20 protein-coding genes are annotated in these 20,868 nt (G+C 63.5%); 14 read left to right on the forward strand and 6 right to left on the reverse strand.

The annotated features are described in order from the left end of the window. Positions 1-95 precede the first annotated feature (95 nt). The 11 genes from glyS (at position 96) to CD04_RS0117155 (ending at position 11,684) form a co-directional block, all read left to right on the forward strand. A complete protein-coding gene (gene glyS, locus CD04_RS0117100) occupies positions 96-2,222 on the forward strand; it encodes a glycine--tRNA ligase subunit beta (RefSeq protein ID WP_031408964.1) in 2,127 nt (708 codons plus the stop codon). A gap of 22 nt (positions 2,223-2,244) precedes the next feature. Further along, positions 2,245-2,802 carry a D-glycero-beta-D-manno-heptose 1,7-bisphosphate 7-phosphatase gene (gene gmhB / locus CD04_RS0117105; RefSeq protein WP_031408966.1) on the forward strand — a complete coding sequence of 186 codons (558 nt, stop codon included), beginning with the start codon at positions 2,245-2,247 and terminating at the stop codon, positions 2,800-2,802. Positions 2,803-2,905: 103 nt separating this feature from the next. Then, positions 2,906-3,643, forward strand: coding sequence for a 1-acyl-sn-glycerol-3-phosphate acyltransferase (locus CD04_RS0117110; protein ID WP_031408968.1), 738 nt, complete (start codon positions 2,906-2,908; stop codon positions 3,641-3,643). Positions 3,644-3,649: 6 nt separating this feature from the next. Further along, positions 3,650-4,546: a M48 family metallopeptidase gene (locus tag CD04_RS0117115; protein WP_081858065.1), complete on the forward strand. Its 897-nt coding sequence runs from the start codon at positions 3,650-3,652 to the stop codon at positions 4,544-4,546. Between the two features lie 97 nt (positions 4,547-4,643). Next, complete coding sequence (gloA, locus tag CD04_RS0117120; RefSeq protein WP_031408972.1) at positions 4,644-5,033, forward strand: lactoylglutathione lyase; 390 nt, start codon at positions 4,644-4,646, stop codon at positions 5,031-5,033. A gap of 211 nt (positions 5,034-5,244) precedes the next feature. Then, the gene (locus CD04_RS0117130) at positions 5,245-5,652 is read left to right on the forward strand and encodes an RNA-binding S4 domain-containing protein (protein ID WP_031408975.1); all 408 of its coding nucleotides are present in this window, start codon (positions 5,245-5,247) and stop codon (positions 5,650-5,652) included. Between the two features lie 57 nt (positions 5,653-5,709). Beyond that, positions 5,710-6,591 (forward strand): CoA transferase, encoded by an 882-nt coding sequence (locus CD04_RS0117135; RefSeq protein ID WP_038168492.1) that lies wholly within the window; start codon positions 5,710-5,712, stop codon positions 6,589-6,591. A gap of 221 nt (positions 6,592-6,812) precedes the next feature. Beyond that, positions 6,813-7,145: a preprotein translocase subunit YajC gene (yajC, locus tag CD04_RS0117140; protein WP_031408978.1), complete on the forward strand. Its 333-nt coding sequence runs from the start codon at positions 6,813-6,815 to the stop codon at positions 7,143-7,145. A 114-nt stretch (positions 7,146-7,259) separates the two neighbouring features. Beyond that, entirely contained in the window at positions 7,260-9,152 is a 1,893-nt protein-coding gene (gene secD / locus CD04_RS0117145; protein ID WP_031408980.1) for a protein translocase subunit SecD, read from the forward strand. Between the two features lie 22 nt (positions 9,153-9,174). Next, positions 9,175-10,128 (forward strand): protein translocase subunit SecF, encoded by a 954-nt coding sequence (gene secF / locus CD04_RS0117150; protein WP_031408982.1) that lies wholly within the window; start codon positions 9,175-9,177, stop codon positions 10,126-10,128. Between the two features lie 281 nt (positions 10,129-10,409). Next, entirely contained in the window at positions 10,410-11,684 is a 1,275-nt protein-coding gene (locus CD04_RS0117155) for an RNA-guided endonuclease TnpB family protein (RefSeq protein WP_031408985.1), read from the forward strand. Positions 11,685-11,821: 137 nt separating this feature from the next. On the opposite strand, the gene CD04_RS0117160 is transcribed toward CD04_RS0117155, so the two are convergent. From CD04_RS0117160 to CD04_RS0117180, 4 genes are all read right to left on the reverse strand, one after another. Then, positions 11,822-12,604, reverse strand: coding sequence for a hypothetical protein (locus CD04_RS0117160; RefSeq protein WP_031408987.1), 783 nt, complete (start codon positions 12,602-12,604; stop codon positions 11,822-11,824). Between the two features lie 76 nt (positions 12,605-12,680). Further along, positions 12,681-13,139 carry a DUF494 domain-containing protein gene (locus CD04_RS0117165; RefSeq protein WP_031408989.1) on the reverse strand — a complete coding sequence of 153 codons (459 nt, stop codon included), beginning with the start codon at positions 13,137-13,139 and terminating at the stop codon, positions 12,681-12,683. A gap of 305 nt (positions 13,140-13,444) precedes the next feature. Then, a complete protein-coding gene (locus tag CD04_RS0117170; RefSeq protein ID WP_031408993.1) occupies positions 13,445-14,734 on the reverse strand; it encodes an RNA-guided endonuclease TnpB family protein in 1,290 nt (429 codons plus the stop codon). A gap of 328 nt (positions 14,735-15,062) precedes the next feature. Then, positions 15,063-16,304, reverse strand: a complete 1,242-nt coding sequence (locus tag CD04_RS0117180) for a LysM peptidoglycan-binding domain-containing protein (RefSeq protein WP_231480676.1) — start codon at positions 16,302-16,304, stop codon at positions 15,063-15,065. A gap of 189 nt (positions 16,305-16,493) precedes the next feature. On the opposite strand from CD04_RS0117180, the gene def reads away from it, so the two are divergent. From def to htpX, 3 genes are all read left to right on the forward strand, one after another. Continuing rightward, entirely contained in the window at positions 16,494-17,000 is a 507-nt protein-coding gene (gene def / locus CD04_RS0117185; protein ID WP_031408999.1) for a peptide deformylase, read from the forward strand. A 68-nt stretch (positions 17,001-17,068) separates the two neighbouring features. Beyond that, entirely contained in the window at positions 17,069-18,052 is a 984-nt protein-coding gene (gene fmt, locus CD04_RS0117190; protein ID WP_031409001.1) for a methionyl-tRNA formyltransferase, read from the forward strand. Between the two features lie 82 nt (positions 18,053-18,134). After that, positions 18,135-19,013, forward strand: a complete 879-nt coding sequence (gene htpX / locus CD04_RS0117195; RefSeq protein WP_031409003.1) for a zinc metalloprotease HtpX — start codon at positions 18,135-18,137, stop codon at positions 19,011-19,013. A gap of 109 nt (positions 19,014-19,122) precedes the next feature. On the opposite strand, the gene CD04_RS0117200 is transcribed toward htpX, so the two are convergent. Both CD04_RS0117200 and CD04_RS0117205 read right to left on the reverse strand, forming a co-directional pair. Beyond that, positions 19,123-20,373, reverse strand: coding sequence for an RNA-guided endonuclease TnpB family protein (locus CD04_RS0117200; RefSeq protein WP_038168493.1), 1,251 nt, complete (start codon positions 20,371-20,373; stop codon positions 19,123-19,125). Positions 20,374-20,507: 134 nt separating this feature from the next. Next, positions 20,508-20,867, reverse strand: a complete 360-nt coding sequence (locus tag CD04_RS0117205) for a phage holin family protein (protein ID WP_031409006.1) — start codon at positions 20,865-20,867, stop codon at positions 20,508-20,510. Between the last annotated feature and the right edge of the window lies 1 nt (position 20,868).

Genomic DNA, 20,868 nt, shown 5'->3' on the forward strand with positions numbered 1-20,868 from the left:
CCGTGCATGGCGCTGCGCATTCGTGATCGAATTCCCCTGGCGCGACAACGCTTTGAACGCTAACGCCCACGGCTTGGGCTTTCCACATTGACTCCATGACCCTCCCCAACCTACTCGTCGAGCTTTTTGTCGAAGAACTCCCGCCCAAAGCCCTGTCAGCGCTCGGCACGTCCTTTTGCCGCACCCTCACCGACAGTCTCCAGGCGCAAGGCTTGGCCGAAATCGATGCCGAAGCGACACCTTACAGCAGCCCACGCCGCCTCGCCGCACTCGTGCACCGCGTCCTGCCCAAAGCGCCGGGCAAGATTCTGACGCAAAAGCTCATGCCAGCGTCGGTGGGCCTGGACAGTGTCGGCAAGCCGACTGCAGCTTTGCTGAAAAAGCTTGCCGCCCTGGGTCTTGCCGATGATGCGGTGACGCGTGTTCAGCGCGAAGGCACTGGCAAGGCCGAGACGTTGTTCATCGAAATCTCGACACCGGGCGTGGCACTGGCCGAGGGTCTGCAAAAGGCACTGCTTGAGGCCATCGCGAAGCTTCCCATCCCCAAGATGATGGGCTACCAACTGGCCGACGGCTGGACGACCGTGAAATTCGTCCGACCAGCCCACGGGCTCGTGGCGCTGTACGGCACGCAGGTGGTGCCGGTCCAGGCCTTGGGTTTGCATGCGGGCCGGGAAACGCACGGCCATCGCTTTGAGGCGACCGTCGATCCGATCGTGCTGGCCGATGCCGAAAGCTACGCCACACAGTTGCGCGAGCAAGGCGCCGTGATCGCCAGTTTCGCCGAACGCCGCGATGAGATTGCGCGCCAGCTCCGCGTTTGCGCGCAATCCGCCGGCGACGGGCTTCGCCCCATCGAGGACGCTGCGCTGCTTGACGAAGTCACGGCCCTGGTTGAGCGCCCCAACGTCGTGGTTTGCCAGTTTGAACGCGAGTTTCTCGAAGTGCCGCAGGAATGCCTGATTCTCACAATGAAGGCGAACCAGAAGTACTTTCCATTGCTGGACGGGAGTGGAAAACTGACACACCGGTTCCTCGTCGTCAGCAACATCAGTCCAGCCGATGCGAGCGCTGTGATTCAGGGCAACGAGCGTGTCGTTCGCCCACGCCTGGCCGACGCCAAGTTCTTCTACGACCAGGATCGGAAGAAGCGTCTGGCCGACCGGGCGCAAGCGCTTGGCACGGTGGTGTACCACGCCAAGCTCGGCTCACAGGGCCAGCGGGTGGAACGTGTGAGGGCCATCGTCCGGGGCATCGCAAACCTGCTGCGTTGGCCCGCTGAGCGCAGTGCGCTCGCCGACCGGGCGGCGTTCCTCGCCAAAGCGGACCTTCTCACGGACATGGTGGGCGAATTCCCCGAGCTGCAAGGCATCATGGGCCGCTATTACGCCTTGCATGACAACGAGCCGCCGCTTGTGGCTCAGGCCATCGAAGATCATTACAAACCGCGATTCGCCGGCGATGACTTGCCACGCAGTGAGGTGGGGCTGTGCGTGGCGCTTGCCGACAAGCTGGAGACCCTGGCCGGACTGTTCGGAATCGGCGAGAAACCCAGCGGAGACAAGGATCCGTTCGCACTGCGGCGGCATGCTCTGGGGGTCATTCGCATGTTGACCGAGGGCGGAACGGGCTTTTCTGACTTGGCGCTGCCGGCACTCGTGTCTGTGGCGGTGCAAACGTTTCAGGGCATGCCGGGCTACGCCGATGTGACATCGGACATCGTCGACTTTGTCTACGAACGTTATGCGCAGGCCCTGAAGGACCGCGGCTGCACGACGCAGGAGATCGATTCCGTGTTCTCGCTTCGCGTTCCTCGGTTGCTCGACATTCAGACGCGCATCGAAGCCGTTCGCGCGTTCTGGTCCCTTCCCGAAGCTTCCGAGCTCGCCTCTGCGAACAAGCGCGTCGCCAACATTCTCAAAAAGGCATCCAACGTCGAAAGCCTCGAGGCGAGGCGGCAACATATGTCCGAACCAGCCGAGATTGCTCTGGCCAATGCCCTCGACGATATCGGCCCCAAGGCTGAGGCGGCCTATCGGCGTGGCGACTACAAGCAGGCCCTGCTGATTCTGGCAGGTCTGAAAGCGCCGATTGATGCGTTTTTCGAACATGTGATGGTCAACGTCGAGGATGAAACCACGCGCAACAATCGCATCGCCCTTTTGATGCAACTGCGCGGCGCGATGAACCACGTGGCCGACATCGCACGCTTGGCGTCCTGACTCGTTGCGAGACAATGCAAGCATGAAACTCGTCATCCTCGACCGCGACGGCGTGATCAACGAAGATCGCGACGATTACATCAAGTCCCCGGACGAATGGGTCCCGATCCCAGGCAGTCTGGAAGCCATCGCGCGGCTGCATCGGGAAGGCTGGCGTGTGGCCATCGCGAGCAACCAGTCGGGGATCGGGCGCGGGTTGTTCGACATGGCAACGTTAAACGCCATCCACCTCAAGATGGTCAAGGCGTTGGCCGCCGTGGGTGGGCGTATCGATGCGCTTTTTTTCTGCCCGCATGCGCCCGAGGACCATTGCAGCTGCCGCAAACCCAAGCCCGGCCTGTTCGAAGACATCGCCGCGCGCTATGGACTGGCTGACCTGCGGGATGTGCCCGCTGTGGGTGACACCCTGCGCGACCTCCAGGCGGCTGAACCTCTGGGTTGCACGCTGCATCTGGTGCGCAGCGGCAAAGGTGAGCGTACGCTGGCAGCTGAGACCCTGCCCGAGGGCACGCGCGTGCACGACGACCTCACCGCCTTCGCGCAGTGGTTGCTTGCCCAACCCGCCAAGGTCATGCCATGAGCCGAACCGCATGAAATCACCCGAGCCCGCTTCCGGGCAAACCCCCGCTGATGCGGGCCTGCAGCGGCTCACGCCAGCCCTGTGGCTGCGTTCTGCGGCCTATATGGCATGGCTCATCGGCACGGTGGTGCCCTACGGCACGGCGGCCGTGCTTCTGTCATTGTTCGTGCGCGGCACGCCGCTTTACCGCTTCTGCGTCGGCTGGGTACGCATGGCCTTATGGGGATCGCGCGCCATTTGCGGCATCCGCTCGCGCGTGCAAGGCATGGAAAACCTGCCCGATGGTCCCGTTATCTTGCTGGTCAAGCACCAGTCAGCGTGGGAAACGCTGGCGCTGCCGGTGATGATGCCGCACCCGCTGAGCTTTGTCTTCAAGCGGGAACTGCTCTACGTGCCCTTTTTCGGCTGGGCCCTCGGACGGCTGGACATGGTGCACATCGACCGCAACAAGCGCACCGAGGCATTTGGCCGCGTCGAGCAGCAGGGGGCTGACCTGCTGGCGCGCGGAAACTGGATCATCATGTTTCCCGAAGGCACGCGTACAGCACGCGGCCATCAGGGGAAGTACAAGGCAGGTGGCAGCAAGCTGGCCGTCGTCACCGGCACACCCGTGGTGCCAATCGCCATCACCTCAGGAAAGTGCTGGCCGCGCCAGGCCTTCATCAAGCGCCCGGGCGTCATCGACGTATCCATTGGCCTGCCGATCAGCCCGGTCGGCCGCACCCCGGCTAACCTCATGGCCGAAGTGGAAGCCTGGATTGAGGCCGAAATGCGCAGGCTCGACCCGCAGGCGTACGGCGCAAGCCGTCATGCCGCGCCGAAGACACGCGCGCAACCCTGACTACGCATGACCGACAAGACCGAACCCTTGCGGCAACTGAGCCTGTTTGACGGGGTGGATCTTTTCATCCCGACGCTTGAGCCCGCACAGCCACACCTCCTTGACATAGCCACTGCGCAACCCACGGAGCCACGACCCGTTGCGATTCGGCCAGACGATCGGGGACCAAGCGCAATCGAGCCCGCACCTCCGCCGCTTCGACGCTACGACGACGGCACGCACCGATTCGACTATGTCTTGCGTCGCGCGAGCCGCCGCTCGATCGGTATCCGCATTGACGACCAGGGTATCGTCGTCAGCGCGCCACGCTGGGTGGGCATGGGCCAGGTCCAGGCCATGCTGGCTGACAAAGCCAGTTGGGTCGTGCGCCAGCACGGCTTGCGCGAACAGCGCCGCCATGCTCAGCAGGCTGCGCGCATCGACTGGCGTGACGGCGGCCGCCTGCCCTACCTTGGGCGCTCCCTCACGCTGCGCCTGGGCGCAGAAGGCGGCGACCCTGCACTTTCAGCCTGTGGCTCCGACCTGTGCCTTCCCCTTCCTGCGGATGCCGCTGCGCAGCGCGTGCGCGACACGGTACAAGCGTGGATGCAGCGCGAAGCCATCACCCTGTTCCAGCAACGGGCCATCCATTTCGCCACACGCCTGGGCGTCGAGGTGCAGGCGATCAAGCTGACCTCCGCGTCCACCCGATGGGGAAGCGCCACGGCTTGCGGCGTTTTGCGCCTGCACTGGCGGCTTCTGCACTTCTCCCCGGCCATTGTGGACTACGTCGTGGCCCATGAGGTTGCCCACCTGCGCGAAATGAACCACAGCGCGCGTTTCTGGCAAACCGTGGACGATCTGTTCCCAACGTGGCGGGAAGCGCGCAGCGCGCTTCGCCATAGTTTGCTGCCGCCCTGGTAGCGCCCCCGTGAGCGGCGTTCTGCAACCCGTGCCGCATTTGCCGACAATGTGAGTTTTCCCCGCTGGCGCGCCGCGCCGGCACAACCGGAATTTGCACATGCGTATCCTGCACACCATGCTGCGCGTCGGCGACATGCAGCGCTCCATCGACTTTTACACCCGCGTGCTCGGTATGAAGCTCCTGCGTACGACAGAGCGGCCCGAGCAGAAGTACAGCCTGGCCTTCGTGGGCTATGAGTCCAATCCTCAGCAGGCTGAGATCGAACTGACCTACAACCACGGTGTTCACAACTACGAACTGGGCACGGCCTACGGCCATATTGCGCTTGGCGTGGACGACGCCTATGCAGCGTGCGAGCGCATCAAGGCCTCGGGCGGCAAGGTCACGCGCGAAGCCGGACCAGTGGCAGGCGGCAAGACCGTCATTGCCTTCGTGGAGGACCCCGACGGGTACAAGATTGAACTGATTCAACACGGCACTCACTGATCGTGGGCTCCATCATCGACGCATGGCGCGTTTGCGGGGTGCGAAGTCAACGCAAACGCGCCCCAGGCCCGCACTGGCGAGTGCACGCGATCCAGCGCTCGGGATGCCCGAACAGGCCCGGTGGCTCTGACGCAACCGTGCGATGCTCATGCCTTCCGCGCCGCCGATCATTTGATCAAGTGCGCGAAGGTCACACCGCATTTTGTGCGCGATGAAACCGTCCAATGATGACGACTCCCATGTCCGCCTCGACAAATGGCTGTGGGCCTCGCGCTGGTACAAGACTCGCGCCCTCGCCGCCGAGGCGTGCAACCGCAACCAGGTCTGGCTGCAGGGAGGGCCTGCCAAGCCCTCGCGGGAACCCCACGTGGGGGATCTGCTTGAGCTGCGCCATGAACGGGGGCGATTCACAATCGAAGTGCTTCATCTCTCCAAGCAGCGTCAGTCAGCAAGCGTGGCCCAGACGCTATGGCGCGAAACGCCGGAAAGCCTGCTCGCGCGCGAGCAGGCCGCCGATCTGCGCCGGCTGGGTCCCGAGCCCGAGCATGACCGCCACGGCCGCCCGACCAAGCATGACAGGCGCCAGCTGGACAGACTGCGGGGACACGGTGAACCCTAAGGATGCCAAGCTCCGCATGATGCCGGGGCCCACGCGCCCGTTTCGCCTCCTTGCACAATGATCTCTCGCGCCAGATTGCCCATCAAGCCTGCCCACGCAGCACGGTTCAAACCCCTGACTGGCGTGCGGGTACTGAGCATCGCCCTGAATCTTCCGGGACCGATGGCCCTGGCCCGGCTACGCGCCTTGGGGGCGGAAGTGGACAAAATCGAACCCCCGGCAGGCGATCCCATGCGCAGCATGTGCGCCCCGCTGTATCGCGCAATGCACCAGGGTGTTGTCGTGCATGCGCTGGATCTCAAGAGCGCATCGGGGCAGGCTGGCTTGCAGACGCTGCTTCGACCGAGCGACCTGCTGATTACATCTTTTCGCCCGGCTGCACTTGCCCGTTTGGGCATGGGCACCCGGCATCTGGCGAAGGCGTACCCCCGGCTATCGGTGGTCTCCATCGTCGGCCAAGGCGGACACCAGGCACATGTGCCGGGACACGATTTGACGTACCAAGCCCAAGCCAACCTGCTGGACGGTGCACGGCTTCCCGCCACGCTCCTGGCTGACATGACCGGCGCGCTGCTGACGGTGGAGGCTGCAATGGGCGCGGTCCTGCAATCGCGGCGCGATGGGCGCGGAGTTCGTCTGCAAGTGGCGCTCGCCGACGCAGCCGCCTACGCTGCTGTGCCCCGTCATGCGGGGCTCACGTCCCCGGGCGGCATCCTGGGAGGCGCCCTGCCGGGCTACGCCGTGTATGCCTGTCGCGATGGCTTGGTGGCGATCGCTGCACTGGAGCCTCATTTTGCCGCTGCCTTGGCCCAGACTGCGGGAGGTTCAACGCGCAAGGCGATCGCCCGCTGGTGCAGGGCTCACAATGCGTCCGAGCTTCAAGCCATGGCCATGGCGCGGGACTTGCCGCTCCACGCATGGGTGCACGCCGCGCCTTAATGCATGAACTCTCGCGACATCCGCGTCATCCTTCCACGCTCTCAAGCACGCGGCTTGTCGCGCATCTGGTCAAATGCGCCTTCAGGTCTCGGCGCCGGAACCCGCCTGTGTCGACTGGGCTTGACGGGGACCAAGATTTGCGACAATGCGGGTTTGTGCAAAACCTTGCGCACGCCATAGCGCTCGCGCTTTTCACAATCTCACTTTGAACGGAAGACTCCATGAATCTGATTTCTATCGCGCACGCTCAGGGCGCTGCGGCACAGGCGGGCCCCGAATCCACACTGGTGAGCCTGCTCCCTATCGTGGTGATGTTCGTCATCCTGTATTTCGTGATGATCCGCCCACAGATGAAGCGCCAGAAAGACGTCAAGGCCATGATTGAGGCGCTTGCCAAAGGCGACGAAGTGGTCACAACCGGCGGATTGGTGGGGCGCGTGACGAAAGTTGGTGACAACTACATTAGCCTTGAAGTGGCCGACAAGCTGGAAGTTCAGGTGCAGCGCTCCGCAGTCAGCACCGTCCTACCCAAAGGCAGCGTCAAGCTTGCCTGAAACGGCGACATCGCGCGCTGATTTCACCTGCGTAGCGTGCATCGCGCCCGGCGCAGCTGCCTGCTGCCATTCCACTGATGCCATCACGGCTGGCCTCGGCCGCCTGAGTCCGACATGAACCGTTACCCGCTTTGGAAATACCTCATCATGGCCGCCGTGCTCGTGGTGGGGTTCGTGTATGCGCTGCCCAATTTCTATGGCGAGGCTCCGGCCGTGCAGATCACGTCTGCCCACCCAGGGCGCGACTTGCCAAATGCCACGTTGCTCAACCAAGGCACGCAGGCGCTGAAGGTGGCTGGCATCGAGCCCGTGCGGGGCTTCATCAGCGACTCCACGCTGAATTTCAGCTTCGCGACGACTGAAATACAGCTCAAGGCACGTGACGTCCTGGCCCATGCACTCAATCCCAACCGCGACAACCCGAACTACATCGTGGCGGTCAACCTGCTGAGCCTGTCGCCGGCCTGGCTAACCGGTCTGCACGCATTTCCCATGTACCTGGGCTTGGACCTTCGCGGGGGGGTCCACTTTCTATTGCAGGTGGACATGCAGGCGGCCATCCAGAAAAAGCTGGACTCCATCGATGGCGAGCTGAAGTCCGCGTTGCGCGACAAGGACGTGCGATACACCGAGTTGCACCGCGTTGGCGACACGGTGCAACTCGACTTCCGCGACCCCGAAATGTTTCGCGCGGCGCAGCCCATCGTGAAGGCAGTCGCAGGGGACTCCATCATCACCAGCGAGCCATCGGCAGCCGGCGGCGGCAGCTTCAGCATCAAGCTCAGCCCCCAAACCATCCAGCAAACCGAAACCTACGCCATCAAGCAAAACATCACCACGCTGCACAACCGCATCAATGAACTGGGTGTTGCGGAGCCTGTGATCCAGCAACAGGGATCCGACCGCGTGGTGGTGGAACTGCCTGGCATCCAGGACACGGCGCGCGCGAAGGACATCCTGGGCCGCACCGCGTCACTCGAAGTGCGGATGGTGGACGACAGCCCCGAAGCGCAGGCTGCCCTGGTCAGCGGCGGGCCGGCGCCCGCGGGCGACCAGAAACTCTACGATCGTTCCGGTAACGCACTGATGGTCAAGAAGGACGTGCTGCTCACCGGACAGAACCTCACGGACGCGCAAACCGGCTTTGACCCGCAAAACAACCAGCCCGCCGTGTTTCTCACGCTGGATTCTCGGGGCTCGCGCATCTTCCGTGACGTCACCCGAGCCAACATCGGCAAGCGCACGGCCATGGTGCTGATCGACCGCCACCGCGCGGAGGTTGTGACGGCTCCAGTCATCCGTAGCGAAATCGCTGGCGGCCGCGTGCAGATCTCCGGCAGCATGACAGTGCCCGAAGCCAATGACATTGCGCTGCTGCTGCGCGCCGGTGCTTTGGCCGCGCCCATGCAGATCATCGAGGAGCGCACCGTCGGCCCCAGTCTTGGCCAGCAGAATATCGCGCAAGGCTTCCACTCGGTGACGTGGGGTTTCCTCGCGATCGTCGCGTTCATGTGTGTGTATTACATGCTCTTTGGAGCGGTGTCCTCGATCGCGCTGGCGGTTAATCTCATGCTGCTCATCGCGCTGCTGTCAATGCTGCAGGCCACCCTCACGCTACCAGGCATCGCAGCCATGGCACTGGCGCTGGGCATGGCCATTGACTCGAACGTCTTGATCAACGAGCGCATCCGCGAAGAGTTGCGCAACGGCGCGAACCCTCAGGCGGCCATTGCCACGGGCTATGAGCGGGCCTGGGCGACCATTCTCGACTCCAACGTGACCACGCTGATCGCTGGTCTTGCCCTGCTCATCTTCGGCTCTGGCGCAGTGCGTGGCTTTGCCGTCGTGCACGTCCTGGGCATCCTGACCTCGATGTTCTCGGCCGTGTTCTTCTCGCGCGGATTGGTCAACCTGTGGTACGGACGCAAGCGCAGATTGCAGGCGGTGTCGATCGGGCAGATCTGGAAGCCTGAGGCCGTCGCAGTCAAATCTTCAGCCAAGCGCTGAGCGCCACCACCTGGAGCCACTGATGGAATTTTTCCGCATCCGGCGCGACATCCCGTTTATGCGCTTTGCGCCGGTGTTTAACATCGTCTCGGCGCTGATGTTCGTCGCTGCCGTCTTCTTCATCTTCAACCGTGGGCTGCACCTGTCCATCGAATTCACCGGCGGCACTGTGATGGAGGTTGGCTACCCACAAGCTGCCAATCTCGACAGCATCCGCGGCGACGTGTCGAAACTCGGCTACGGCGACGTTCAGGTGCAAACCTTTGGCAACGCACAGGACGTGGTCATCCGCCTTCCGCTGCGCGAAGGCCAGACGAGCGTGCAGCAAAGCGACAAGGTCCTTGCCGCGCTCAAGTCGACGAATCCGCAAGTGCTGCTGCGCCGGACGGAATTCGTGGGCCCGCAGGTGGGCTCCGAGCTCGCCACGGACGGACTGAAGGCGCTGGCCTTCGTCATCGTCGGCATCATGCTTTACTTGGCCATGCGCTTCGAGTGGAAGTTCTCCGTGGCCGCCATCATCGCCAATCTGCACGACGTGATCATCGTGCTTGGCTTCTTCGCGCTATTCCAATGGGAATTCTCGCTGCCCGTACTCGCTGCAGTGCTGGCCGTGCTCGGCTATTCCGTGAACGAGTCAGTGGTGATATTCGATCGTGTGCGCGAGAACTTCCGCAAATATCGCAAGCACACCACCGTGCAGGTCATCGACAGTGCCATCACCAACACGATCAGCCGGACCATCATCACCCACGGGTCGACTTTGGCCATGGCGTTTTCCATGTTCTTTTTCGGCGGACCGGCGCTGCACTTCTTTGCGCTGGCGCTGATCATCGGCATTTCCATGAGCATCTACAGCTCCGTATTCGTTGCGGCAGCCATCGCCATGTGGCTGGGCGTCAAACGCGAAGACATGCTCAAGTCTGGCCCAGGCCGCCCGAAGAATCCGAACGATCCGAACGCCGGCGCTGTCGTGTAGCACCGGGCAAGCCTTGCTGGGCATGTTCGCGGTAACGATCTCGCTGCAGCGTGCCACAGTGCGCCGTCCTCCTGCCTGAACGGGATGGCGCGCGCCAACACCGGCTTGCAAGTGCCCGCGGTTGTGGGCCCCCGCTGTGCATCATGAACACATGCTCGCGCATTCCCTTTCCTCGCCCGGCCCGACGCGCAGCGTCGCTCAGGCGAAGCCGTCCGTGCAGGAGGGGGTCAAGCGGGCGGTTTTCGCTTGTTGTTCCTCGCCATGCTGGATAAAATACCAGCATGCAACGGCGCAAAGTCACGCTCAAGCTGTATCCCAATGCCGCGCAGATGGCGCGGCTGGAGGCGTGGACGCGGCTGCACTGCGAGTTGTACAACGCGGCGCTCGAAGAACGCATCGATGCCTGGCGCAAGGCCGGCAAGCATGTCTCCTACTACGACCAACAAAACGTCCTACCGCAGATCAAGGCAGATCGGCCTGAGTTCGTGGAGCTCGGCAGTCATGCCTTGCAGCAGACGCTGCGCCGCCTCGACTTGGCCTTCCAGGCGTTCTTTCGCCGCGTCAAAGCGGGGCAGACGCCCGGATTCCCACGGTTCAAGTCAGCGAAGCGGTTCTCGGGCTTTGCCTATCCTGATCCCGCGGGCTGGAAGCTCATGCAGCACGGCGGCCGTGGCGCGACGCTGCGCATCGGCAGTGGCGAGGCTGCCCTGTCCATCCGGGCGCGCGGGCGGCACCGCTTCGGGCCGGATGCCAAGCCCAACGACATCACGCTCACACGCCGCAACAGCCAGTGGTTCGTGTCGGTGACGCTGCGCGTGCCGGACGCCGCCTGTGCACGCCAGCGCACCGAGGAGCAGCGCCGGGGTGTGGACTTCGGCGTCACCGACTGGGCCACGTTCGACGATGGACAGACCATCGCCAACCCACGATGGGTGCGCGAGGAACTGCCGCGCCTTGCCGCCTTGCAGCGCGAACGCGCCAGAAAGCGCAAAGGATCGCTGCGTCACCGCCGCCTTGGCGAGAGCATCGCCCGGCTGCACGATCGCATTGGCAATCTGCGCCGGGACTTCGTGCACAAGGAGACGACCAGGATGGTGCAGCAATACGCGGTCCTGGCAACGGAGCAAATGGCCCCGAAAAATATGAGTCGCAGCGCGAAGGGCACGGTGGAAGCACCGGGCCGCCGCGTGAGGCAGAAGGCCGGGCTCAACCGAGAAATGCTCTCGGCAGCGTTCGGCATGGTGCATCAGATGCTCGCGTACAAAGCGGAAGAAGCTGGCACGCGATTGCATCTGAGCAACACGCGCCAGATCAAACCGTCGCAACGCTGCGCGGCGTGTTGGGAGATCGTGCCCAAGACGTTGGCGCAGCGTGTGCATGTGTGCCCGCACTGCGGGCACACGGCGCCGCGCGACCAGAACAGCGCGTTGGTGGTGCTCATCGACGCAAACACGCCTGGAACGGGCGTGGCGGCGAGACCCAAACCTCTGCCACGGCAACGTGGCAAGTCCAGGTCCTTGACCCGCGAAACCCCCGCGACAACGCCATGCGTTTAGCGGCGGGAGAGTTCATGCACCTGCCAATCAACCTGGCTAAGTCCTTGATGCCGTGATTGGTGGCGCCTTGGAAAGTATCCGGAATCCAGTGCCTGATTCCAGGCGCCCTCTTTTGTCAGCGAACATAATGCGTGGCGTCAGTAGAACGTGAACGTCAGTGAAGAGTTGTTGATGACGTTGTAAGCGTTCGTGTAATCGCCTTGCACATTCGACGCCGTAAGGTTCCACGTCAACAGGTTGTTGGCATTCGGGTCGTCAGTCGACGCCGGCGCAGCGACAAGGTACTCTTGCACGCCCTTCAGCGCCTTGTCGTACGCGTCACCCGCAACCGGGGCGGCGTTGATGTTCAACCCGCCCAGCTGGAATTCGGCCGCAACCTTGGTGGACGCCGCTGCATAGTTCGCCAGCGTCAGACCGCTATTGGGCGTGATCATGGCCGTGGCTATGGTCGTCAGCGGCGTGACCACCGCGTCAACCGTGCCGCCACCACCAATGTTGACCAAGGCTTGCAGACTCGCGTTGGTGCTGGTGAGGTTGGCCAGCGATGCCGTGCCGCTCGCCACATTGGGATAGGTTCCCCCTGTGACCTGAATCAGTACGGGGCCGTAAAAACTCGTCAGATTGACGGAAAAATTGCCGTTCGCATCCGTGGGAATGCAACTGCTCGTCAACAGGGTCCCCGTGTTGGTCGCCGGCGAAATGGTGGTGTTGAGAGGATTGCCCAATCCGCCTGTGACGGCGTAGAGACACACGTTACCCGTGCCATTGCCGTTCACCGGCTGGGCCGCGCCCATCAACACATGGCCGCTCAGGATGGACCCCTCATAGCTGGTGCTGGTCCCACCCCCGCCGCATGCGGCGAGCAGAAGGGTTAGGGGAAGCGCCGCGCCCAAGGCAGCGCGGCTGTATTTCCGAGGCATGAGGTATTTCTCCAGGGGCAGCTGAGATGTACACAAGGCCGTAAGGCAAGCCGGTCCTTGTGCGTACGGGTGCGAGTCAGTGAACCACGCGGTCGTCGGCCTCGACGAAGAGTTCATCGAGAATGAGCGCATCGGGTTCTTCGTCGAGGCGCCAAAAGACCATCAGGACGATGGTCTTAAGCTGCTCCAGTGGCAATTGCTTGATCCCGGTGGCAAGCGCACGCTCCACCACGATTTCGCGAAGGTGAGGCTTGAGCGTGCCAGCGGACTCCAGGAAATTCAAATATCCCACCGCGTCCACGCCAAGGCAATCCAGCTCTTGCGCCGCGTACAGCCGGATGGAGTTTTCACTGGGCGTGCCGACCGTGTAGCTTCCCGCCACCGATTGCTCCAAGCCACGCAGCCAATCGAGGGCGTCACTGATCTCCTCGGTTTCAAAGCCAGCCGCACTCAACTTGCGCGAGAGCTGGCCAAGCTCCGGGCAGGCCTCCGGATGCCAATAGGTTTCGTACACGTACATGAGGATATCGAACATGGTTTCATTTTATGCACAAGACTGTGCCCGGCGCGCCAACAGGACCAATTGGGCCAAATCCGCAGCCTATCCACAACGCATCGACCGTGATGCAAGCAGGCCAAACCGTGCGGCCGTCGGGGCACGAGCACCCAAGCGCGCGCCCCTGGACCGGCCCGGCAGGCCGCGAGCTTTCTGCGCGGCTGGATGGTCATGCCGGCAGGTCGCGATCGCGCAATGCACGGAAATGGGGAAGAGATTGGCGGCCCTGTCGGGCTTCCCCGCGTGCAGAGACTTGACCCGGTGCGCAATGAACTCTCCCGCCACTAAGCGCCTGACGGCGCTGTAGTGGGGGTTTCGCGGGTCACAGACCTGGACTTGCCCCGTTGCCGGGGCCGAGGTTTGGGTCTCGCCGCCACGCCCGTCCCAGGCGTGTCCTGCGTATTGAACGCGTCGATGAGCACCACCAACGCGCTGTTGCGGTCGCGCGGGGCCGTGTGCCCGCAGTGCGGGCACACATGCACACGCTGCGCCAACGTCTTGGGAACGAGTTCCCAGCACGCCGAGCAGCGCTGCGACGGTTTGAGCTGGCGCGTATGGCTCAGATGCAGGCGCGTACCAGCTTCTTCCGCTTTGTACGCCAGCATCGCATGCGCCATGCCGAACCCCGCCGAGAGCATCTCGCGGTTGAGTCCGGCCTTCTGCCGCACACGACGGCCCGGCGCATCCACCGTGCCCTTCGCGCTGCGACTCATGGTCTTCGGAGCCAGTTGCTCCGTGGCGATCACGGCGCAACTTTGCACCATCTTGGTTGTTTCCTTGTGCACGAAGTCCCGGCGCAGATTGACGATGCGATCATGCAGCACCGCGATGCCGCGGCTCAATCGCTTGTATCGCACGGAGCCCTTGCGTTTGCGTGCACGCTCGCGCTGCAACGCGGCCAAGCGAGGCAGTTCGGTGCGCACCCAGCGCGGGTTCGCGATGGGCGGACCCGCGTCAAATGTGGCCCAGTCGTTGATCCCGAAATCCACGCCACGCCGCATGTCAGCGGTGCGCTCGCGCGCACAGGCCGCATCGGGCACGCGCAGCGTCACCGACACAAACCACTGACCGTTGCGGCGTGTCAGGGTGATGTCGTTGGGCTTGGCCTCACCCCCGAAGCGGTGCCGTCCGCGCGCCCGGATGGACAGGGCCGCATCGCCACTGCCGATGCGCAGGGTTGCGCCACGGCCGCCATGCTGCATGAGCTTCCAGCCAGCCGGATCGGGATAGGCGAAGCCGGAGAACCGCATGCTGGATTTGAATCGCGGAAAGCCGGGCGTCTGCCCCGCCTTGACGCGACGAAAGAATGCGGCAAAGGCCAGATCGAGCCGCCGCAGCGTCTGCTGCAAGGCATGACTGCCAAGCGCGATGAACTCGGGCCGATCGACCTTGATCTGAGGCAGGACGTTCTGCTGCTCGTAGTAGGAGATCGATTTACCCGCCTTGCGCCAGGCGTCGATGCGCTCTTCGAGCGCCGCGTTGTACAGCTCGCAGTGCAGTCGCGTCCACGCATCCAGCTGCGCCATCTGCGCGGCATTGGGATACAGCTTGAGCGTGACCTTGCGCCGTTGCATGCTGGCATTTTATCCAGCCAAAGACGGGACAACAAGTGCAAACCGCCCGCTTGACCCCCTCCTGCCCGGACGGCTTCGCCTGGGTGACGCTGCGCGTCAGGCCGGGCCAGGAAGGGAAATGCGCGGGCATGTGTTCAGGCACCCTTGCGAAGCAGCAACCCACCGAAGCGACTGCGCCCGAGGTCACGCATGCGCAGCGCCGCAGCAATCCCCGTGCTTCCCGCGCAAGCCGTGGCCGCAATGGCCGTGCAAGCGGGCGGTGCGGGCGCTGCCGCGCCGGCAACCAGTACGCGAGCGCGGCACCGCCAATTGCCAGATGACTGGTCGGTCAGGGTGACGTGACGTGGTCGGCTACCGCCACGGGCTCACTCGACGCCAGCACCAAGCCATACGCCACGTGATGGAAGGTGCGAAAGACCATTAAAAGGCCAACGCGCCGCGCGGGAATTTCGATCATCGGCTTACCTTCGACTGTGGTGTCCCGCACTTCGCGCGGCGCTTGCAGAATGGCAAGCACGTCGCCCCGCTCCAATCCATCCTCGGCACCGCGGTTGAGCGCCACCACACTGTTTTTGCCCGCCAGCTGCAAATCGCCGTAGATGGAAACAATCTGCGCGTCCATGGGCTTGGCGGGCGCGTGCGGCGTGAAGTTGAGGTATTGACGCGGGGGCGTGGCGATGAGCCGGTCGCCGACGCCCATCTCGCGGATGGTCGAGAGCACGCGTACCGTGGCCACCCCATCCTTGCCCTGTGGCGGACGAATCAACTCGACCGAGCCCAGATAATCGGACTCGTAGGCGATGATTTTCTTGGTGGCGGGGTCATGCAGCGGCCGCCCGGGGCGGTAGACGTCGAAGCGTTCGGTCGCACCCAGAGGGCCGCGCACGTAGGCACGATCCCCGGGTGAGAGCATGACGTGGCCCGGCGCCACCGCCACGATCCGCGGCGACTGCTCGAGCTCATCGGGTTCGACGATCAGGGGGCGCGTGAGGAAAGGGCCGATCAGCGCAGGGTCCAGGGCGGGGATGCCCGAGGGTGGCAGCTTCTCGCTGATCACGCCGGGCTCAAGCTTGACGGTCGGCATGCCGCCTTCGCCTTGCCCGTTGTCCAAACCAAGCCGCGCACGGCCATTCTCGACTGTCAGCACCAGCACCTGGCCAGGAAAAATCCAGTGCGGGTTGCGGATCTGGGCCATGTTCATGCCCCAGAGTTGCGGCCAATTCCATGGCCTTTTCAAATACATCCCGGAGATTCCCCACAGCGTGTCGCCACGCTTGATCGTGTAGCGCTGCGGCGCACCGGCCGCCAGTTCGGACGCTGGCACGCCCTGCTGCGCAGCCAATTCGGCCTGTGCGCGCTGCGGCGACGCCACCGGATAGTTCGGCAACCCCTTGATGGAAGGTGCAGAAGCCGCCGGCTGCACGACCCCGGTCTGCGCCAGCGCCGCCCCCGCCCACAGCAGAAGACCTGCTGCGGCAAGGTGGTTGATGAGCTTGCATTGCATGAATCCGCCCCCAAGAAGAAAATATTGGTAATCGCAAACGACGTGGCTGGCAAACTGCGGCTTCATCGCCGAAGCTTCTGAATCGCGATGAAGGATCTTGGCACTGCGCAAGACTTCAAAGCCTTGTTACATTGTCTCCACAAGGTTGTGTTGCCGCAATGAAAAATGCTGTTTGCCCGCCGATGCAGTTGCATGAATGCTGCGCATGGCCCCTTAAGCACCCATAACGGGGCCTGGCGCTGCACGGAGTCCTCAATGCCCCAACTTGCCATTCTTCAATATCCCGACCCGCGCCTTTACAAGGTGGCCAAACCCGTCTCCGAGGTGGATGATCGCGTGCGCGCGCTGTTGGCGGATCTGTTCGAAACCATGTATGCAGCCAAGGGCGTCGGCCTCGCGGCCACCCAGGCCGATATCCACGAGCGCATCATCGTGGCCGACGTCTCGGAAGAGCGCAATCAGCCTCTCGTGCTGATCAACCCGGAACTCATCGAGCGCAGTAGCGACCGCAAGGAATGGGAAGAGGGCTGCCTGTCTTTGCCCGGCATCTACGACAAGGTCACGCGTCCCGACCGCATCCGTGTGCGCGCGCTCAACGCCCAAGGCGAAGTGTTTGAGCTGGAAGCTGATGGATTGCTCGCGGTGTGCATCCAGCATGAGATGGATCACCTTACCGGGAAGGTCTTCGTCGACTACCTCTCGCCGCTCAAGCGCAACCGCATCAAATCACGCATGCTCAAGCGCCAACGCGAAGCGGCCTGAGCAGGACAGCCCCTTTGCAAGGCTCCAGCTTGCACCCCGCCCCCTCCCTCGCGGCGCCGCCGCTGTCCATCGGGGTCGCGTTCGCGGGCACCCCGGACTTCGCTGCAGTCGCACTGCGCGCGCTGCTGGCCGCAGGGGTGAACGTGCCCCTCGTTTTGACCCAGCCTGACCGGCCCGCAGGCCGGGGCCTGCATCTGCAGCCCAGCAGCGTCAAACAGGTTGCCCTGGATCATGGCTTGTCCGTTGCACAGCCGCGCGGACTGCGCCTGGACGGGCGCTGGCCCGAGGATGCGGCCTTGGCCCGCGCTGCCTTGGAGCAAGCGGCACCCGACGTGCTGGTGGTGGCCGCCTACGGGCTCATCCTTCCGCAGTGGGTGTTGGACCTGCCGCGCCTTGGCTGCGTCAACATCCACGCCTCGCTGCTGCCGCGCTGGCGCGGTGCGGCGCCCATCCACCGCGCGATTGAAGCGGGCGACGCCACCACAGGCATCAGCATCATGCGCATGGATGCGGGGCTGGATACGGGGCCGATTTACCGCATGCAGGAGTTGCCCATCGCCGCAACGGAAACCACCGCCAGCCTGCATGACAAGCTGGCCGCACTAGGCAGCGAGCTGTTGCTGCAAACCCTGGCAGCTCTGCAAGCGGACATCGCCGAGCCCACCTCGCAGGCCGTGGAGGACATCACTTACGCCGCGAAGATCGACAAGGCCGAATCCTGGCTTGACTGGGCGCGGCCGGCTACCGAGCTTGAACGCCGCATCCGCGCGTTTCAGCCCACGCCGGGCACACAGTCCCGGCTGGGTGCGCTGACACTGAAAATTCTTGCAGCACGCCTGGGCAGCGCTGCGCAAGCCGGGCAGCCAGCGGGAACCATCCTGGCTGTCGGCCCCGCAGGGGTCGAGGTGGCCTGCGGCGAGGGAACCCTGGTGTTGACCCGCCTGCAAAGGCCAGGAGGAAAACCGCTGGACATCGGACCCTTTGTGCTCAGCCACCCCCTGTTGCCAGGCCAACGCCTTGATTCAGGCCCCCCTGCCAAAGCAATTGCCTGAAGCTGCCGCAAAGCGGCGCGCTTGAACTTTTGACAACTGGCACAATCTACTGATTGTTTCAAGACGTAAACAGGAGGCCGGTGTGTTCAATTTGCTCAAGACCGCTGTGTTGATGGCAGCGATTACTGCGCTGTTCATGGTGATCGGCTCGTTCATTGGCGGCAGGCAAGGGATGATGCTGGCCCTGTTGTTCGCGCTGGCGATGAATTTCTTCAGTTACTGGTTCTCGGACAAACTCGTGCTGCGCATGTACAACGCGCAGGAAGTGGACGAGCACAGTGCACCGCAGTTCTTTCGCATGGTGCAGGAACTGGCCCAGCGCGCTGGACTGCCGATGCCGCGCGTGTACGTCATCCAAGAAGACGCCCCCAATGCCTTCGCGACCGGGCGCAACCCTGAACACGCTGCCGTGGCAGCCACCACCGGCATCATGCGCGTTCTGTCCGAGCGCGAATTGCGTGGCGTCATGGCCCATGAACTCACGCACGTCAAGCACCGCGACATCCTCATCTCGACCATCAGCGCCACAATGGCCGGCGCGATTTCAGCGCTCGCCAATTTCGCCATGTTCTTTGGCGGGCGTGATGAAAACGGGCGCCCGGTGAGCCCGCTCGCAGGCATTGCGCTGGCGCTTCTGGCGCCGCTGGCAGCCAGCCTGATTCAGATGGCCATCTCGCGTGCCCGCGAATTTGAGGCAGACCGTGGCGGCGCCGAAATCTCCGGTGACCCCGAAGCTCTGGCCTCGGCGCTTCGCAAGATCGAGGCGGTGGTTCGCGGCGTCACGTTCCAGACTGCCGAGGAACACCCGGCCACGGCGCAGATGATGATCCTCAATCCGCTGCACGCCGGCGGCATCGGAAAGCTGTTCTCCACGCATCCGCCGACCGAGGAACGCGTGCTGCAGCTTGAGCATATTGCACAGAGCATGCGGAGCGGACAATACCCAAAACCGGGTCTTTGAAGCTTGGCCCAGGCACTGCGGCGGCCGCAGTCGCCTGCAGCCATGCAACGCAGGGATGAACTCTCCCGCCACTAAGCGCCTGACGGCGCTGTAGTGGGGGTTTCGCGGGTCACGGACCTGGACTTGCCCGTTGCCGGGTCAGAGGTTTGGGTCTCGCCGCCACGCCCGTCCCAGGCGTGTCTTGCGTGTTGAATGCGTCGATGAGCACCACCAACGCGCTGTTGCGGTCGCGGGGGGCCGTGTGCCCGCAGTGCGGGCAGACATGCATGCGGTCTGCGAGCGTCTTGGGCGCGATCTCCCAACACGCCGCGCAGCGCTGCGACGGTTTGAGTTGGCGCGTGTTGCTCAGGTGCAGTCGCGTACCAGCTTCTTCCGCTTTGTACGTGAGCATCTGATGCGCCATGCCGAACCCCGCCGAGAGAATCTCCCGATTGAGCCCGGCCTTCTGCCGCACACGACGGCCCGGCGCTTCCACCGTGCCTTTCGCGCTGCGACTCATGGTCTTCGGAGTCAGTTGCTCCGTGGCCAGGACGGCGCATTGCTGCACCAGCCTGGTTGTTGCCTTGTGCACGAAGTCCCGGCGCAGATTGGAAATCCCGTCATGCAGCCGCGCGATGCCATGGCCAAGCCGCTTGTGCCGCACGGAACCTTTGCGTTTGCGGGCGCGCTGGCGCTGCAGCGCTGCAAGGCGGGGCAGTTCCTCGCGCACCCAGCGCGGGTTCGCGATGGGCGGACCCGCATCGAATGTGGCCCAGTCGTTGATCCCGAAATCCACGCCACGGCGCATGTCGGCGGTTCGCTCGCGCGCACACGCCGCGTCGGGTACGCACAGCGTCACCGACACAAACCACTGACCGTTCCTGCGCGTGAGCGTGATGTCGTTGGGTTTGGCATCCGGCCCGAAGCGGTGCCGTCCGCGCGCCCGGATGGACAGGGCGGCCTCGCCACTGCCGATGCGCAGGGTTGCGCCGCTGCCGCCATGCTGCATGAGCTTCCAGCCAGCCGGATCGGGATAGGCGAAGCCGGAGAACCGCATGCTGGATTTGAATCGCGGAAAGCCGGGCGTCTGCCCCGCCTTGACGCGACGAAAGAATGCGGCAAAGGCCAGATCGAGCCGCCGCAGCGTCTGCTGCAAGGCATGACTGCCAAGCGCGATGAACTCGGGCCGATCGACCTTGATCTGAGGCAGGACGTTCTGCTGGTCGTAGTAGCTGATCGACTTGCCGGCCTTGCGCCAGGCGTCGATGCGCTCTTCCAGTGCCGCGTTGTACAACTCGCAGTGCAGTCGTGTCCATGTCTCAAGCTTTTGGGCTTGAGCGGCATTGGGATACAGCTTGAGCGTGACTTTGCGCCGTTGCATGCTGGTATTTTATCCAGCTATCGACGGAACAACAAGCGAAACCCGCCCGCTTGACCCCCTCCTGCCCGGACGGCTTCGCCTAAGCGACGCTGTGCGTCGGGCCGGGCTAGGAAGGGGAATGCGCGAGCATATGTTCAGCGACGCCGGGGAAAGGCGCCCTCAAGCGCGCTGTCGATGATCAGCCCCGCGGCGCTATACAGCAGCGAGCCGATGATCGCCGCGCCGAAATTGCGCACGTGAAAGCCATCGCTCAGGCCTGACGCGGCATAGAACATCAATGCGTTGATGATGAAAAAGAAAAACCCGAGCGTAAGCACCGTGATCGGCAAGGTGAGAATGAACAGCACCGGACGCACCAAGGCATTGAGCAAGCCAATGATCAATGCTGCCCACATCGCCGCCGCGAACCCCGCCACCTGCACGCCACTGTAGAGGTACGTCAGCGCCATCAGGGCTGTGGCTGACAGAAGCCATTTTGCAAGAAGCTTCAGCATT

The sequence above is a fragment of the Thiomonas sp. FB-Cd genome (genome assembly GCF_000733775.1).
GTDB lineage: Bacteria > Pseudomonadota > Gammaproteobacteria > Burkholderiales > Burkholderiaceae_C > Thiomonas_A.

Bases quoted from the DNA above. Each gene is read 5' to 3' on its own strand.
- glyS (WP_031408964.1), top strand. From the start codon at position 96: ATGACCCTCCCCAACCTACTCGTCGAGCTTTTTGTCGAAGAACTCCCG.
- gmhB (WP_031408966.1), top strand. From the start codon at position 2,245: ATGAAACTCGTCATCCTCGACCGCGACGGCGTGATCAACGAAGATCGC.
- CD04_RS0117110 (WP_031408968.1), top strand. From the start codon at position 2,906: ATGGCATGGCTCATCGGCACGGTGGTGCCCTACGGCACGGCGGCCGTG.
- CD04_RS0117115 (WP_081858065.1), top strand. From the start codon at position 3,650: ATGACCGACAAGACCGAACCCTTGCGGCAACTGAGCCTGTTTGACGGG.
- gloA (WP_031408972.1), top strand. From the start codon at position 4,644: ATGCGTATCCTGCACACCATGCTGCGCGTCGGCGACATGCAGCGCTCC.
- CD04_RS0117130 (WP_031408975.1), top strand. From the start codon at position 5,245: ATGAAACCGTCCAATGATGACGACTCCCATGTCCGCCTCGACAAATGG.
- CD04_RS0117135 (WP_038168492.1), top strand. From the start codon at position 5,710: ATGATCTCTCGCGCCAGATTGCCCATCAAGCCTGCCCACGCAGCACGG.
- yajC (WP_031408978.1), top strand. From the start codon at position 6,813: ATGAATCTGATTTCTATCGCGCACGCTCAGGGCGCTGCGGCACAGGCG.
- secD (WP_031408980.1), top strand. From the start codon at position 7,260: ATGAACCGTTACCCGCTTTGGAAATACCTCATCATGGCCGCCGTGCTC.
- secF (WP_031408982.1), top strand. From the start codon at position 9,175: ATGGAATTTTTCCGCATCCGGCGCGACATCCCGTTTATGCGCTTTGCG.
- CD04_RS0117155 (WP_031408985.1), top strand. From the start codon at position 10,410: ATGCAACGGCGCAAAGTCACGCTCAAGCTGTATCCCAATGCCGCGCAG.
- CD04_RS0117160 (WP_031408987.1), bottom strand. From the start codon at position 12,604: ATGCCTCGGAAATACAGCCGCGCTGCCTTGGGCGCGGCGCTTCCCCTA.
- CD04_RS0117165 (WP_031408989.1), bottom strand. From the start codon at position 13,139: ATGTTCGATATCCTCATGTACGTGTACGAAACCTATTGGCATCCGGAG.
- CD04_RS0117170 (WP_031408993.1), bottom strand. From the start codon at position 14,734: ATGCAACGGCGCAAGGTCACGCTCAAGCTGTATCCCAATGCCGCGCAG.
- CD04_RS0117180 (WP_231480676.1), bottom strand. From the start codon at position 16,304: ATGAAGCCGCAGTTTGCCAGCCACGTCGTTTGCGATTACCAATATTTT.
- def (WP_031408999.1), top strand. From the start codon at position 16,494: ATGCCCCAACTTGCCATTCTTCAATATCCCGACCCGCGCCTTTACAAG.
- CD04_RS0117200 (WP_038168493.1), bottom strand. From the start codon at position 20,373: ATGCAACGGCGCAAAGTCACGCTCAAGCTGTATCCCAATGCCGCTCAA.
- CD04_RS0117205 (WP_031409006.1), bottom strand. From the start codon at position 20,867: ATGCTGAAGCTTCTTGCAAAATGGCTTCTGTCAGCCACAGCCCTGATG.